We start from the raw sequence: 15,188 nt of genomic DNA on the forward strand, positions 1-15,188 counted from the left end.
ATCAACTGACGAAAAAAGGGAGTTTTGATAGATAGATTGAAATATTTTTAAAATATATGTAGGAGTGGTAACTACTAAAGGACCATTAAATAAGTAGGTGAAAATAAAAAAAGCGCAATTTGCGCTTTTTCTTTACACTTGAAAGACTTGTATCTGTTTGTTTAATGTTTCTGCTAACTGGCTCAACTCTTCTGCTGAGGCTGTAATTTCTTCAACAATTGCATATTGCTCCTCACTCAGGTTAGCAATCTCTTGAGTTTTTGAATTTGTTTCTTGTGAAATAGCATTTACATTTTCAAGGGAAGCTGCAGTTTCCTGAGAGGCTGCTGCCATTTCTTCGGTAATAGTCGATACTTCTTTTATTTCATTAGAAAGATTAATAGACATTGTATAAATCTCCTGGAATGCTTTACCTGTTGTTTGAATACTGTTGAAACCATCATCAGCCTTTAAATTGACTTGTTCCATTTGCTGTACTGTTTTATGCATATACTTTTCGATATTTTCGGTTGTTTCACGTATTTCATTCGCTGAACGTGCCGATTCCTCTGCAAGCTTTCGAACTTCCCCGGCCACTACCGCAAAACCTTTACCATGCTCCCCGGCACGAGCCGCTTCTATTGCTGCGTTAAGTGCTAACAGATTCGTCTGCTCCGAAATTTCAGTAATCGTAGAAAGCATGCTGTTAATTCTCTTTGAACTATTCGCGAGCTCTAATAAAGAAGTTTGGGTTTCTGCCACTTCTGCTTTGATCTCTTTTATTTGTTTGACCGTATTCTTTAGATGCTTTCCGCCAAATACCGTTTTGTCTGATGAGTTTGCAGCTGATTTAGCAGCGGAAGCAGCTGATTCGGCTACAGCGCTAATTTGGCTAGCAACAACATTCACTGAATTTGTTCCATTTGTTAAGTAGTCAGTTTGCATCGCAGAATCAAGTGCAAGCTGATCAATTTTTTGGCTTACAATTTTAGTTGTATTATTGGTTTGCTCAGTACTCGCGTACAATTCTTCGGAAGAAGCTGCTAGATGTTCACTCGTTTGAGTTAATGTATGGATCATGTCTCTTAAATTTTGATACATGCCATTAAATGCTTCCGAAAGTTCATCAATTTCATCTTCTTGTCCATGGTGAATTGGTTCAATTGTTAAATTGCCATTCGCTACTTCTAAAACAAAATTCTTTAGTGAGTATATAGGTTTCATTTTATGAGAAAAATAAGATAGAACTACTGCAATATAAATCATAAATAGCGCTAGAAGGCCCGCCATTGTGATAATGCTCACTTTTACCTGCGTTTTAGCTTTTGCTACTTGTTTTGCTGTTAATTTTTTTAATGATTTGTCAAAAGAATCAATAGAGCTGCTGATATTATCTTTTAATAAACTATATTCAGTTCCATAAAGTATATCTTTTGCCTGGACGAATTCCTCGGATTTTGCTAATGAGATTGCTTTTTCTTCTAGTGGTTTAAGTTGTTCTGATTGTGTAATCGCATATTCGGCAAGAGCAATAATATCTTCTGGAAGTTGATTGCTCTTTAATTTTTTTAAAGTCTCATCAGCGTTTAGTGAGGATTGGACCTCACGCTCATAAGCTTGTAAGAAACGGCTAGAGCCAGATTCTGCGTATGTACGAATATTAGAAGACTTTGTTTCAGTATTCTTCATCAATGAAAGAGCAATTGAACTATCTTCTCGGTTAATTCTTTCAATTTTGTTTTGATTGGATATACTTTTTGCCAGATAGCCTAAACTTAATCCGTTTAGAATAACTAAAATAGCTGTAATTATGATTGTCAGACGAATCATCTTTTTAATGCTCATTACCACACCTCATATTTTCACAATGGATTTTGTAACTTTTGACTGAATTTACTTATACTTTTACTAGTATAAATGTAACTGCCTCATCTGAAAATAGGCATGTTTGCATTTTCGACAAATTTTTCATAATTTAGTGCAAAAATAAGATGATTACTTTAAAATAAAATAGAATTACTGTGTAAAAGAGAAGATTTAGTAATCAATACAAGGGGAATAAATAAAAATAAAGGTTATTCCTCGGGAAATAAGTCGGATTAAATAGTAAAAGAACCGCTAAGGGGGAAGCGGTTCTCTTGGGGGAAGGTTTTTTCACATGAATTTATATTTCAAATCGAAATATGCTATGGGAGTTGGATGATTATATTTCCAGTATAACTAAGTACTACAACTTCTATACACTTAATTTCTAATTGAATTAATTTTTCTTTTAGCATAATGAAAGAACCTCTATTTCGTTTATTTTGAACAGAAATCTTGTAAGTTTATAGGGAGTATATTTACCTTTAAAGACGAAAGGGGTAGAATGTATTTCTAATCGTCACAAAATAGTCATAATAGTGTAAGGTGGAGGAAAATATATGGCAATACAAAATATTATACGTAGTCTAATAGTAGAAACACCATCAAAACCAGGGAATTTCGCTAAAGTTGCAAAAGCGATCGGCGACCAAGGTGGCGATATCGGCGATATTAAGACGCTAAAGATTGGCACGTTGTCTACAATTCGTGATGTTTCTTGTACATGCGACAGTGTAGAACAATTGGATGCCATTGTGGGTGCGTTAAATGGTTTAGAAGATATTACTGTCCGCGCTGTTTCCGACGATGTAATGAAGGCTCATGAAGGTGGAAAAATACATATGTCCAGGAAGATTGATGTTCGTTCACTTAGTGATCTTCGACGTATTTATACACCTGGCGTGGCAAGTGTCTGCCAAGAAATTGAGCGTTCACCTGAGAAAGCAAATTACTTTACAAGCATTGGTAATACAGTAGCGATTGTCACAGATGGTACTGCTATTTTAGGGCTTGGTAATATAGGATCTGTAGCTGGGATGCCTGTCATGGAAGGCAAATCTGTGCTGTTTGACCAATTTGCAGGAATTAGCGGTATACCAATACTACTTGATACGAGTGATCCTGATGAAGTCGTTGAAACAGTAAAACATATTTCACAAGGGTTTGGCGGGATTCTTCTAGAGGATATTGGTTCACCTCATTGCTTTGAAATCGAAGAACGCTTAAAGAAAGATTTAAATATACCTGTTATGCATGACGACCAACATGGTACTGCGGTTGTAACATTAGCTGCAGTTTTATCTGCTAGCCGTTATGCAGGCGTTGACTTAAAACAAGCAGTTGTTGGACAAGTAGGTCTTGGAGCTGCAGGACTTGCCATTTCTCGTATGCTGATTGAGTATGGCGTGAAAGAAGTGTGTGGTAGTGATTTACAAGAAAGTTCTTGTGATCGCTTACGCAGTTTCGGTGGTACAGTTATGAATTCTTTAGAAGAGCTCATGCAAAAATGTGATATTGTGATTGCGACAACCGGTGTCAAAGGTCTTATTAAACCAAGCATGGTGAGAACAGGGCAAATCATATTGGCGTTATCCAATCCATTCCCTGAAATCACACCAGAGGAGGCATTACAAGCAGGAGCGGCCTATGCGGCTGATGGACGACTTGTAAACAATGTTCTTGGGTTCCCAGGCATCTTCCGTGGTGCTTTAAATGCCAATGCAAAAAGCATTACTTATCCGATGTTGCTGGCTGCAGCGAATGCAATCGTGGATGCTACACATAATGGCGATTTAGTGCCACACCCACTAGATCCGAATGTCCACAGCTCTGTTGCGAAAGCAGTGGAACGAATTGCATTAAAAGAGTTAGATTAAAATAGGCTGGGTACCAGAATAACCTACCTTGCTTTCTAAATAAAAAAGGCAACTTTTGTTGGGTTTTCAACTGAAGTTGCCTTTATACTTTAATTTTAAGTTTGTCAGGTATAAATATATATAAATTGTTTTATATTAAGATGGTTAAGCATGTAAGCACTAGTAGATGGTAGTGAGGTAGATTTGTATCAGTTGAAACAATCGAATGAATTTATACGAAAAAAAACGAGCATAAGAACGACGGAATCGCTCTTATACTCGCATGTATTCACCATCCCGCTAAAAGAGCAGGGGAGTTCTTTCTATTTAAATTAAAATTTAGGATTAAGGTTTTCTACTTTATATACACGGCCATGTTCATCTTTATAGACAATATGTTCGCTATTAAATTTAGTAGGAGAATCCAGGCCGGCAGCAGCTGCTACTCGGTAAAGGCCTTCCCGCATTGTTAAAATATAGTTAGTAACGCGGAACTTTTTCTCATCAACGATTAAACCATTTTGAAGTTTTGGATCTGTTGTAGCTACTCCTGCAGGGCATTCATTTGTGTGACAACGTTGTGCCATAATGCATCCTACTGAAATCATAAATCCACGTGCTACATTGATTAAATCTGCGCCAAGGCCAAGGATGACAGCTGCACGATCTGAAGTGATAATTTTACCGGAAGCTATGATTTTGACACGGTCTCGGACACCATGTTTTACAAGTGCGTCATGTAAAAGGACAAGACCGCTGTGCAATGGAAGTCCCACACTATCAGCTAAATCTTGATAAGTAGCACCAGTACCGCCTTCAGCACCATCGATTGTAATGAAGTCAGGGCCTTTGCCAGACTCTTTCATATATGAAGCAAGGTTGTCTGCATCATCTGGACTGCCGATAACCACTTTAATGCCGACTGGAAGTCCGCCTACCTCACGAATTTGTTCGATAAAGTCGAATAATGATGGGAAATCATCGAATTGGCGGAAACGGTTTGGACTGTTGATTGTTTTACCAGGTACTACGTTACGGATACGGGCAATCTCTTCGGTTACTTTATCGCCTTCGACGTGGCCGCCTCGTGTTTTTGCACCTTGAGCCAATTTTAGTTCAAATGCTTTTACTTGTGGTATAGCTGCTTTTTCTTTTAATAATTCAAAACTGAAGTCGCCTTCAAGTGTACGGAAGCCAAATAAACCAGAACCAATTTGTGCGATTAGGTCAGAACCACCCGCTAAATGGTGATCGGAAACGCCCCCTTCACCAGTGTTCATCCAAGAACCTTTGGCTAAGCCGATCCCTTTTGATAAAGCGCTAATTGCATTTTTCCCTAAAGCACCATAACTCATCGCTGATTGGCCAACCAAGCTCTTCACATGGAAAGGCTCACGGCAATTAGGTCCAATGACAACGGCGTCTTCATCAGGCAATAACCATGGTTTAGCGACAATTTTTTCAGTATGCTCTTTACGGCTAATTAGGCTATCTGAATCAATTACATATTTTTGTGTTTCAACTGTTTGTGTTTGGTCTACGCGCATTTCTTCTACTTGTTTAGTAAATGTGGCATTACGAATATAATATCCTGGTTCTTCAAAATTTCTTTTTGAACCGAATCCGATGACATTACTCAAGTATTTCCCAGGTAATACGACATGTAAGAAGTCTTCTCGACTAAATGGCTTCCCTTCATTGTCTCCGTCGAATAGATATTGTCGAAGCTCAGGACCGACTTTTTCTGTAATATAGCGGACCCTGCCAAGAACCGGGAAATTTCGCAAGATGGCATGTTGTTTTTGTTTTTTGTCCATTATTTGCAGGAATAATAATGCGATCCCTAGAACAACGACAAAGATTGCCAATAAAATTAAAATAATCGAAGCGACTAATTCATACCACTCCATTTTTGTTACACCCTCAATCCTTTGTGTCTAATTTATGAATATATCTCAATAGCGTATTAAATATATCACACTATGAGATGAATTCAAGCTTTTGTTCTTAAAAAGTTGAGTCTTTTATAAAATTTTTGAAAGCGTTTTTTTATAGTTGTAAATTTAATCAAAATTAATAATTATATAGAAGGTAAACGATTGCCTATGACTGGTTAAAGGGAAGGTTTAAAATATTGTTTTATCCTATTAAATGAAAACACAATAAAAAGCGATTAGAGATTCGCTCTAATCGCTTAAATAATAATATATTATTTTCTTTTTAGGAAAAGAGAAATGATCCAGCCAATCACTGCACCTATTAAAGCGGGAATGAGCCATCCGATTCCTGTTGTATAGAGTGGAATTTCTTTCAAAAATGCCTCATAGCCTGGCCATTTAATATTTGCACCTTTAAGACCATCGTAAATACTAATGAGAGCAGTAAAGATTAGTGCAGTAATGTATACAGAGCGTGCGTCATTGAACCATTTAGATACCAATGTTAATATCATCAAAACAATTGCTAGCGGATAAATAGCTAATAGAACTGGTGTTGAAATTGCAATTAGTTGTGCTAGACCTATGTTTGATACAACAGTAGAGAAGATTGCGAAAATCCAAACCCATGTTTTATATGAAATCGATGGGAACAATTTATAGAAAAACTCTGATGAGGCTGTCATTAATCCGATCGAAGTTGTCAGACATGCCAGCAAAATCACCGCAGTTAATAAAATGTTACCGAATTGTCCATATAGAATGTAGGCAGACTTTGTAATAATATCTGCACCTTCTTTAAATTGGCCAATTGATTGGTAGCTGGAAGAACCTATATAACCAAGAGCTATATAAACGAGCGCAAGCCCAGCTGCTGCAATAAAGGCTGCAAAAACAGTTGTTTTCACAACAGTTGGTTTATGCGTAATATTTTTACCCTTTAATGCTTCGATGATTACAATACCGAAAATTAGTGCTGCAAGAAAGTCCATTGTTAAATAGCCCTGTACAAAACCTTCGCCGAATGGATTTGAGACATATTTACCAATCGCTTTTCCTGCTCCATCCATTGGGGTTACAACAGCTTTTACGGCAAGAGCCGCGATTACAATCAGAAGTGCTGGTGTTAGAATTTTTCCTACTCGGTCAATAAGCTTGCTTGGATTCAATGCAAAAAACACGGTAATTAAGAAGAAGAGTATTGTAAAAATAATTAGTGGCCAGCTCATAGAAGCGGTATGTTCTGATAAATAAGGTTTTACCCCTAATTCGTATGAAACGGTTCCGGTACGCGGCATGGCGAAGAAAGGACCGATAGCTAGATAAACAATTGCTGTGAAAATGATTCCAAATAATGGGCTTACTTTAGAAGCCATATCCTGTAATTCGCCACCTGATTTAGCAACTGTAATAACGCCTAGTAAAGGCAAACCCACACCTGTGATTAAAAATCCTATAATGGCTAATACAAAATGTTCGCCTGATTGTTGTCCTAGCAATGGCGGGAAAATAATGTTGCCTGCACCAAGGAAAAGGGCAAATAGCATAAATCCTACCGAAATTTTTTCTCCAAGTGACAGTTTTTGAATTTCCATAGAAAAACTCCTTTTTACTTAGGCACTGAAAAATCTAAGAAGTGTTTTAGTGTTTTTCATTGGCCTGTGTTTTGCCGTATATCATTTTTTAATTAGAATAGTAAGTGAATTTATTTAATATCTGAAAATTCTAATTAAAATTTCAAAAGCTATTGATTAGAGTACCATAAAAAAATATCGAAAAAAACACTATTTTGTGATAAAAAGATGAATATTTTTATAATTTGTCGAATACATTAAAATCTTAAGGCTTTTTAAATGTATTTATTTACTATTAACAGTTCTATTTTAAAGAGATCAATAGTCTGGTAAAATGAAGAACAATAATTGGAACAATTTGTTCTTAAATACGTCTTGTAATTTTAGAGTATCCCAATTAATATATAGTGAAGATTAGAAATAAGTAGAGCGACTGCATTTTGTCTATGTGTATAAAGAATAGAATTGGGGAAGAAGTACATTTGTGAATGTGAGTTGCCCAATGAATTCCTTGAAAGAGACTGCTATTTTGCTAATTTCGTGCTATAATAGTCTTTGTACTTAATGAGAAATAGTATATCACTGCGTTATTGGGACGCATATTTCATATAAAATGATGTAGAGTTCGTAAGGAGGACGGGTAATATGACTTACCTAGCACTAATTGTAGCTTTTGTTGCTTCAATACTCTTGACTCCGTTCGTTAAGAAACTCGCATACCGCATTGGCGCTGTTGATAAACCAAACCATCGCAAAGTACACAGCAGTGTAATGCCGCGACTTGGCGGTTTAGCCATTTTTATAGCCTTTCTAATAGGGATTGCTGTGGCACATCCTATGGATAAGTCTGTATCGATAGTTGCTATTTTGCTTGGCGGCTTTGTGATTGTTATAACTGGGGCTCTTGATGATATGCTTGAAATTACGCCAAAAGCAAAACTGCTTGGCCAATTGGCAGCAGCATTAATCGTCATCTTCTTTGGCGGCGTTCAAATTGATTTTATCAACTTGCCTTTTAACGGAAAATTAGACTTTGGATACTTTAGTATTCCATTAACGATACTTTGGATATTAGCTATTACAAATGCAATTAACTTAATAGATGGATTGGATGGCCTTGCTGCTGGTGTTTCTACGATTGCTTTAGTTACACTTGCTGGTATGGCGTTTATTATGAGTAATGGTTTTGTACTTGTGATTGCTTTAATTCTTGCTGCAAGTACTTGTGGTTTCTTATTTTATAATTTCCATCCAGCTAAAATTTTTATGGGTGATACAGGCGCGCTGTTCCTTGGCTTTATGATTGCCGTCTTATCATTACTTGGTTTTAAAAATGTTACGTTTATCTCTTTGGTTATTCCTATCGTAATGTTGGGCGTGCCAATTTCAGATACATTCTTTGCTATTGTGCGCCGTTTATTAAATAAACAACCGCCATTTAGTCCTGACAAATCCCATTTGCATCATCGTTTGATGAGTCTTGGATTTACTCATCGCCAAACAGTACTGTTAATTTACGGTATTGCAGCGATGTTCGGAGTAGCAGCAGTTACATTCTCGATGGCTACAGTATGGGGAGCTATTTTGTTAATCACGGTGATCTTGATAGCCATTGAATTATTTGTTGAAGCGATTGGACTAGCTGGACAAAATTACCGACCACTTTTAAATCTAGTAAGACGTAAATAACTAGTGATTATTTAAAATTCTAATTAAAAGACGTGAAAGATATATATCTTTCACGTCTTTTTTTAGTTAATAAATAGATAAAGGAAATGAATAACTAGCTGAAGTTTAGTAAAGATAGGGAAGGATGATTTAGTTATTCAATATCATTAAACTCAGTAAATAGATGGATTTTTTTAACTAGGGTTGTAGATACGATATCTCTTACGAAATGCACTTGAACATAAAGTCCTGCATGAACGTAGTGACGAAGAGATTAAAACAAGCACGTAGAAAGTGCTTTTTGAAACGAAACTATTATTACGCAATACTAATTTGGATTGAAAAAATTATTGTGAAAGACCAAAAAACACCTCAAAGCTAGATTTGATTCTAACGTTTGGGGTGTTTTTTATTTATTAGCCAATGAAGCGACTTTATTGATTACCGCCGGAATTGTAACTGCCACTATAGTTGTTAGTGGATCCAGATTGGTAGCCAGCATTGTTGTTTCCGGCATTATTATTTTGTTGGTTTGTGTTTTGCTGTTGGTTATTCGTGTTTTGTTGATTAGTATTGTTCTGCTGATTATTAGTATTTTGTTGATTAGTGTTGTTGTCAGTTTGTTGATTTGATTTGTTTAAATCACTGTCACTAATTCCTAGTTGTTTTTGCAAAACTTGGCGTGTTTCAGCTAAACCATTTTCGTCAAGTTTATAGTAGTAAACACCTGTAGACATATCATCGTTACCTTTTAATGAAAGCGACTTAACTTTTGGCATCCCGTTTTTCACATAGGCCGCAAGGGACTTCATTTCGCCGAACGTCATATTGGTTTTCATATTGTTACCGATTGCTGCAAGGATGTTATCATATTTTGTGAATGATGAAACGGAAGAAGCTTTTTTAATTATGGCTTTTAAAATCATTTGTTGGCGTTCGCCACGTTGTATGTCACTGTCCTGGTGGCGTGTACGTGCAAGCGCTAATGCTTCACTACCATCTAGGACTTGCTTTCCAGGTTTTAAGTTAACTGTCCGTTTGTCATTTTCGTCTAACTCATGTAGGGCGTAAGGTACTTTCACTTCGATACCGCCTAATGCATCTACAATCTGAATAAACGCATCAAAGTTCAATCGATAATAGTAATCCACTGGAACATTCAACAAGTTTTCAACAGTATCGATTGTTGCTTGTGTACCGCCGTATGCATGGGCATGCGTAATTTTATCTTGGTAGCCTACATAGGGAATATAAACATAAGAGTCACGCGGAATGCTCAATAATTTTACTGATTTATCTTTGTTATTTAAAGTGGCAAGCATTAAAGCATCTGAGCGGGAATGATCAGTGCCTTGTTCTCGTTTTTCGCTGTCATCAATCCCAACAAATAGGATTGAGATATTGTCTTTCAACGGTTCAACTTTTTCAGTACGCAAATCAGATTTTTCACGTTGGTTTTCATTATCATATGCTTTGTTGGCAGCCTTCTCGCCTTGTTTGTATAAATAGTATGCATAGGCACCGCCAGAAACGAGCATTAATGCAATGACAATTAAAAAGACTTTTAAAGCGAGACGCGACTTTTTCTTCTTAGGCGTCTTTTTCACTCTTTTCTCTTTTTTTGCCTGTATTCTAGAATTTGTCATATATAATCTCCTCTAAATTTAGGAATACTAAGTGTAGATAATTATTTGACGCTATTCAAAAGAAAGAAGTTTCTTTTAGCACATATAGCGAACTTCATTATACTATGTGAAAATGTAAAGGTAAAATTAAAATTTCATTATATTTTGTCGAATTCACGAAATACTTTGTCAACACATGTAATCATTACTTGCCCATTAGTCATGTTTGTCAACCATTCGCTAAACTCTGCTTCTTGTTCTTCAGGAACATATACGTAAAATTCTACATTATCTGCGTAAGCAATCTCTTTAATTAAATAAGAAGAATTTCGAATTTCATTTTCTAGTTTTCCGAGCCAGGTATAGTCAATTGCTGCCTTCATAACATTATGTAACTTTCGTTCTACGACTCCGCTAGCCTCAATACCAGCAGACGCTGCCTTACCATACGCTCGTACTAAACCGCCTGCACCCAATTTTATGCCACCGAAGTAGCGAGTGATGACAATGACTGTATCTTGCAGGTTTTGTTTTTTGATAACTTCTAATATAGGTACACCGGCAGTTCCACTAGGTTCTCCATCATCATTTGCTTTTTGGTATTGGTTATTCTCACCGATTATATATGCAGAGCAGTTGTGATTTGCAGAATGATGCTCTTTTTTAATTGATTGAATAAAGTCTAATGCTTCTTCCTCATTTTCCACCCGTTTACAATTAGAGATAAATCTTGATTTTGATATTACAATTTCATTCGAACCAGCGCTTTTTATTGTTAAATAATTTTTTCTCATGTTACACTCCTCTTTATATAGGTCCTATTTCGTGAAGCCTTAGACATCTGTTTGTCATCATAATTTAATAGTCTTAAGTCTGACACGTGATATAATAATGATGTGAATACAGTAGGAAAGATATATAAGCCAGCAAACAGGCGAAGTATTGATTTAAATGTAGCACAAAAAATAAGGATGATGTGAATGTTAAACGATAAATTCGACTTAGAATCGTTGGATTTAATCTTCAACCGAATGATTAAAACCATCGACGAATCAAAGAATGACATCTTCACTATCAGTGAACAGAGTCGCAAAACATTTGATGAAATGAAACTCGAGCTGGAACAAGTTCGTTCTAAAATAAAGGAAGTAATTCTGGAAAATGATGTGCTAGAGAAAAAGTCACGATTGTCGAGAACTCGTTTAGCGGAAGTTTCTAAGAATTTCAACATTTATAGTGAAGCAGAGATTCAAAAAGCCTATGACCAAGCAAATAAGATTCAGATTCGTTATTCGATTCTTCAAGCAGAAGAAAGGTTATTGCGCGATAAGAGAGATGACTTAGAAAGAAGAATGCGCTCTCTACTCGATACAATTGAACGGGCGGATCATTTGGTTAGCCAAGTTAACGTGGTGCTGAATTATTTGACCGTTGATTTGAAGAGCATTCGTCCGGCATTAGAAAATGCGAAGATGCGTGAAGACTACACCATGAAAATTATTGAAGCCACTGAAGAAGAAAGAAAACGGATTTCAAGAGAAATTCATGATGGTCCCGCACAAATGCTTGCTAATGTATTGCTACGCACTGATATAATCAATCGTACATATCAAGAACGAGGTATTGAAAAAGCTTTGCTGGAAATAGTAGAACTAAAGGGTATGGTGCGGGATGCCTTGCATGAGGTAAGACGTATTATTTATGATTTACGACCTATGGCTCTAGATGACTTAGGAATCGTACCGACCTTGAAAAAATACCTAAGTTCTGTAGAAGAGTATCATCAAGGAACGAAGGTTTATTTCCAAAGCATTGGAGAACAGACCCGGCTTGATTCAAAATACGAAGTAGCCATTTTCCGTTTGGTGCAAGAGTGTGTAAATAATGCAATCCAACATGGAAAATCACATCAGGTGTGGGTTAAACTAGAGAGTTGTAAAGACTTTATCAATATCTCCATTAAAGATGATGGCATTGGATTTAATCCACAAACTACAAAACAGAATTCTTTTGGCTTGATTGGAATGAAGGAACGTGTCGATTTGCTAGGTGGCGAAATGAATTTAGATTCTGTAGAAAAACAAGGAACGCGCATCATGTTTAAAATACCAATTAAAACAAAATAGAGAATTTAGGTGCAATTTAGGAGGAAGTTTTCATGACAAAAATTATTATTATTGATGATCATCAATTATTCCGCGAAGGGGTTAAACGTATATTGGACTTTGAAGATTCATTTGAAGTCGTTGCAGAAGGCGACGATGGTACGGATCTTATCCAACTATATGAAGAGTATCAACCAGATGTTGTCTTGATGGATATTAATATGCCACAAAAAAATGGCGTCGAAGCGACAGCTGAGCTTATTGAAGGACACCCTAATGCTAAAGTGATGATTTTGTCCATCCATGATGACGAGTCATATGTATCGCATGCATTAAAATCAGGTGCATTAGGTTATATGCTTAAAGAAATGGATGCGGATGAAATTGTTGATGCGATTAAAATCGTAGCTGCTGGCGGCTCCTACTTGCATCCAAAAGTAACAAGAAACTTAGTAGCGGAATACCGTCGTTTAAGCGAACGCGAAAACAAAGGTTCATTCCATCAAACAGAAATTCGCCGTCCATTCCACTTGCTTACAAAGCGTGAATGTGAAGTGCTACAACTTTTAACAGATGGTCAAAGCAATAGAGCAATTGGTGAAACATTATTCATCTCAGAGAAAACAGTTAAAAACCATGTATCAAGCATTCTTCAAAAAATGAATGTAAACGACCGTACGCAAGCAGTTGTTACCGCAATTAAAAACGGCTGGGTCGAAGTAAGATAAGAAATTTAAAAAGCTAGAGTATAGCGGAGTTCGACCCGCTACTCTAGCTTTTTACTATTTATACCGTGTTAAGATGGATACCGAGGAAGTTAAGGAAGTTAAAAGAAGATGACACGCTATCTTAACTGGATTATACTGATATTGTTTGAAATGAAACATATTAATTCTTTTGACGTCAATATGTTTGCTGAATACAAAGTAGGAGGGCCTCATCCATGTTTTTACGAAAGATAGCGCTAGTCGGTGTATGTGCGTTGATGCTAGCTGCATGTGGCAACAATGATGAAAAAGCGAGTAGCAATACAGGGTCGACCAAAGATAGTGATTATACATCTCAAAATAACGCGATTAATCACGGTATTTCCGATACGAAACAAAATACAGAAGCGAATGAACAGCCCGCGAAATCATCTGTTTCCTCAGATGATGAAGGTGTAGGTTTTGAGCTAAATTCAGACGGCAAAGTTGATGAAGATCAAACAGCGCCAGCTGAAGAGAAAAAAGCTATATTAGCCGTCTTCGATGAATATATTGCTGCATTTAATGATAAAGATATTGATCGATATGCCAACACCATTGCGGATAAACCACAAGGCTTCGATTATAAAGAAGAAATTGACTACACTAAACAAGCGTTTAAAGACTATGATGTAAAGCGCACCGCTAAAAATATTACCTTGAAGAAATACAAGGACAATTACGCAGAAATCTTTGCGAATATCAAAACTGTTGTGAAACAGGACAGCAACTCCTTCACACAACCACTCAACCAAGTGACAGTAATGACGAAGGACAATGGCAAATGGGGCGTTTCTGCCGTCTATGTCATGGGCACAAAAAAATAGAAGTACTGCTAATGGACGCGGAGAAATCTTTGCGTTCATTTTTGTTTTGCCGAGTTTATCTATTTCCCATTGAACATAACAAGGGATCTATTATAGAATTGTATTTATGTAGGTAGGGGAGTGAACAATTAATGACAACCGCCATCGTTACAGATAGCACAGCCTATCTGTCAGAGGATGAAATAAAAGATTTAAATATACATGTAGTCCCACTAAGCGTTATTTTTGAGGGAGAGTCTTATGAGGAAGGCGTCGATCTAGACGTAGGGACGTTCTATAAAAAAGTTCGGGAAGAAAAAGAGCTTCCTAAAACATCGCAGCCGCCAATCGGCAAATTTGTCTCCTTGTTTGAAAAACTAGCGAAAGACTATGATGAAGTCGTAACAATCCATTTATCAAGTGGTATTAGTGGAACATATCAAGGCGCTGTACAAGCTGGTGAGATGGTCAAAAATTTAGATGTACATGGTTTTGATAGTGAAATTGCCTGTTATGTCCAAGGCTTCTATGTCATTGAGGCAGGTAAAATGGCCAAACAAGGTGCTTCTGCAAAAGAAATCATAGCGAGACTTGAAGAAATGAAAAAAACAGTACGTGCTTACTTTATGGTGGACGATTTGGCGCACTTGCAACGTGGTGGCCGTCTATCAGCGGCATCAGCCTTAATCGGTGGATTGCTGCAAGTTAAACCTATCTTGCATTTCCAAGATAAAGTGATTGTCCCATTTGAAAAAATCCGTACACGTAAAAAAGCGCTTAAGCGTATAGAAGATTTACTTGGCGAAGATGTAGCAGTCCATCCAAATATCAAAGCTTCCGTCATCCATGGTAATTGTGAAGAGGAAGGGAAAGAATGGATGCGTGTCCTTCAAGAAAAATATCCATCCGTTGAATTCACATTAAGCTATTTCGGTCCTGTTATTGGTACGCACCTTGGCGAGGGTTCACTTGGGCTTGGGTGGTATCGAAAATAATTGTTAAAATCCCGTTGATGCAAGTTTGTCTATC

General features: G+C 36.9%; 11 protein-coding genes. 6 read left to right on the plus strand and 5 right to left on the minus strand.

The window, feature by feature from the left end; all coding sequences use genetic code 11:
- Nucleotides 1–132: 132 nt before the first annotated feature.
- The gene (locus AC6CHJ_RS02300; RefSeq protein WP_498287162.1) at nt 133–1,824 is read right to left on the minus strand and encodes a methyl-accepting chemotaxis protein; all 1,692 of its coding nucleotides are present in this window, start codon (nt 1,822–1,824) and stop codon (nt 133–135) included.
- Between the two features lie 578 nt (nt 1,825–2,402).
- On the opposite strand from AC6CHJ_RS02300, the gene AC6CHJ_RS02305 reads away from it, so the two are divergent.
- Complete coding sequence (locus AC6CHJ_RS02305; protein ID WP_498287163.1) at nt 2,403–3,719, plus strand: NAD-dependent malic enzyme; 1,317 nt, start codon at nt 2,403–2,405, stop codon at nt 3,717–3,719.
- A 311-nt stretch (nt 3,720–4,030) separates the two neighbouring features.
- Here the strand turns inward: AC6CHJ_RS02305 and AC6CHJ_RS02310 are convergent, their stop codons facing one another.
- Complete coding sequence (locus AC6CHJ_RS02310) at nt 4,031–5,608, minus strand: FMN-binding glutamate synthase family protein (RefSeq protein ID WP_147194834.1); 1,578 nt, start codon at nt 5,606–5,608, stop codon at nt 4,031–4,033.
- A gap of 299 nt (nt 5,609–5,907) precedes the next feature.
- Nucleotides 5,908–7,230 (minus strand): branched-chain amino acid transport system II carrier protein, encoded by a 1,323-nt coding sequence (gene brnQ / locus AC6CHJ_RS02315; RefSeq protein WP_498287164.1) that lies wholly within the window; start codon nt 7,228–7,230, stop codon nt 5,908–5,910.
- Between the two features lie 624 nt (nt 7,231–7,854).
- Between brnQ and AC6CHJ_RS02320 the strand changes: the two genes are divergently transcribed.
- The gene (locus tag AC6CHJ_RS02320) at nt 7,855–8,898 is read left to right on the plus strand and encodes a glycosyltransferase family 4 protein (RefSeq protein WP_066784542.1); all 1,044 of its coding nucleotides are present in this window, start codon (nt 7,855–7,857) and stop codon (nt 8,896–8,898) included.
- Nucleotides 8,899–9,311: 413 nt separating this feature from the next.
- Here AC6CHJ_RS02320 and AC6CHJ_RS02325 read toward each other — a convergent pair whose 3' ends face one another.
- Nucleotides 9,312–10,523 (minus strand): LCP family protein, encoded by a 1,212-nt coding sequence (locus AC6CHJ_RS02325; RefSeq protein WP_392995043.1) that lies wholly within the window; start codon nt 10,521–10,523, stop codon nt 9,312–9,314.
- A gap of 137 nt (nt 10,524–10,660) precedes the next feature.
- Complete coding sequence (locus AC6CHJ_RS02330) at nt 10,661–11,296, minus strand: YigZ family protein (protein ID WP_249775473.1); 636 nt, start codon at nt 11,294–11,296, stop codon at nt 10,661–10,663.
- A gap of 186 nt (nt 11,297–11,482) precedes the next feature.
- Here AC6CHJ_RS02330 and AC6CHJ_RS02335 point away from each other — a divergent pair, with 186 nt between their 5' ends.
- The 4 genes from AC6CHJ_RS02335 to AC6CHJ_RS02350 all read left to right on the plus strand — a co-directional run bounded on the left by AC6CHJ_RS02335 (nt 11,483) and on the right by AC6CHJ_RS02350 (nt 15,154).
- Nucleotides 11,483–12,628 (plus strand): sensor histidine kinase, encoded by a 1,146-nt coding sequence (locus AC6CHJ_RS02335; protein WP_147194822.1) that lies wholly within the window; start codon nt 11,483–11,485, stop codon nt 12,626–12,628.
- A gap of 32 nt (nt 12,629–12,660) precedes the next feature.
- Nucleotides 12,661–13,335: a response regulator transcription factor gene (locus AC6CHJ_RS02340; RefSeq protein WP_066784550.1), complete on the plus strand. Its 675-nt coding sequence runs from the start codon at nt 12,661–12,663 to the stop codon at nt 13,333–13,335.
- A gap of 215 nt (nt 13,336–13,550) precedes the next feature.
- Nucleotides 13,551–14,180: a nuclear transport factor 2 family protein gene (locus tag AC6CHJ_RS02345; protein WP_498287165.1), complete on the plus strand. Its 630-nt coding sequence runs from the start codon at nt 13,551–13,553 to the stop codon at nt 14,178–14,180.
- Between the two features lie 131 nt (nt 14,181–14,311).
- Entirely contained in the window at nt 14,312–15,154 is an 843-nt protein-coding gene (locus tag AC6CHJ_RS02350; protein WP_498287166.1) for a DegV family protein, read from the plus strand.
- Nucleotides 15,155–15,188: the final 34 nt, after the last annotated feature.

It is taken from the genome of Rummeliibacillus sp. GQ308, assembly GCF_059759115.1.

What these genes read in the sequence shown, in the direction of transcription:
- AC6CHJ_RS02300 (WP_498287162.1), bottom strand. Translation starts at nt 1,824, where the DNA reads ATGAGCATTAAAAAGATGATTCGTCTGACAATCATAATTACAGCTATT.
- AC6CHJ_RS02305 (WP_498287163.1), top strand. Translation starts at nt 2,403, where the DNA reads ATGGCAATACAAAATATTATACGTAGTCTAATAGTAGAAACACCATCA.
- AC6CHJ_RS02310 (WP_147194834.1), bottom strand. Translation starts at nt 5,608, where the DNA reads ATGGAGTGGTATGAATTAGTCGCTTCGATTATTTTAATTTTATTGGCA.
- brnQ (WP_498287164.1), bottom strand. Translation starts at nt 7,230, where the DNA reads ATGGAAATTCAAAAACTGTCACTTGGAGAAAAAATTTCGGTAGGATTT.
- AC6CHJ_RS02320 (WP_066784542.1), top strand. Translation starts at nt 7,855, where the DNA reads ATGACTTACCTAGCACTAATTGTAGCTTTTGTTGCTTCAATACTCTTG.
- AC6CHJ_RS02325 (WP_392995043.1), bottom strand. Translation starts at nt 10,523, where the DNA reads ATGACAAATTCTAGAATACAGGCAAAAAAAGAGAAAAGAGTGAAAAAG.
- AC6CHJ_RS02330 (WP_249775473.1), bottom strand. Translation starts at nt 11,296, where the DNA reads ATGAGAAAAAATTATTTAACAATAAAAAGCGCTGGTTCGAATGAAATT.
- AC6CHJ_RS02335 (WP_147194822.1), top strand. Translation starts at nt 11,483, where the DNA reads ATGTTAAACGATAAATTCGACTTAGAATCGTTGGATTTAATCTTCAAC.
- AC6CHJ_RS02340 (WP_066784550.1), top strand. Translation starts at nt 12,661, where the DNA reads ATGACAAAAATTATTATTATTGATGATCATCAATTATTCCGCGAAGGG.
- AC6CHJ_RS02345 (WP_498287165.1), top strand. Translation starts at nt 13,551, where the DNA reads ATGTTTTTACGAAAGATAGCGCTAGTCGGTGTATGTGCGTTGATGCTA.
- AC6CHJ_RS02350 (WP_498287166.1), top strand. Translation starts at nt 14,312, where the DNA reads ATGACAACCGCCATCGTTACAGATAGCACAGCCTATCTGTCAGAGGAT.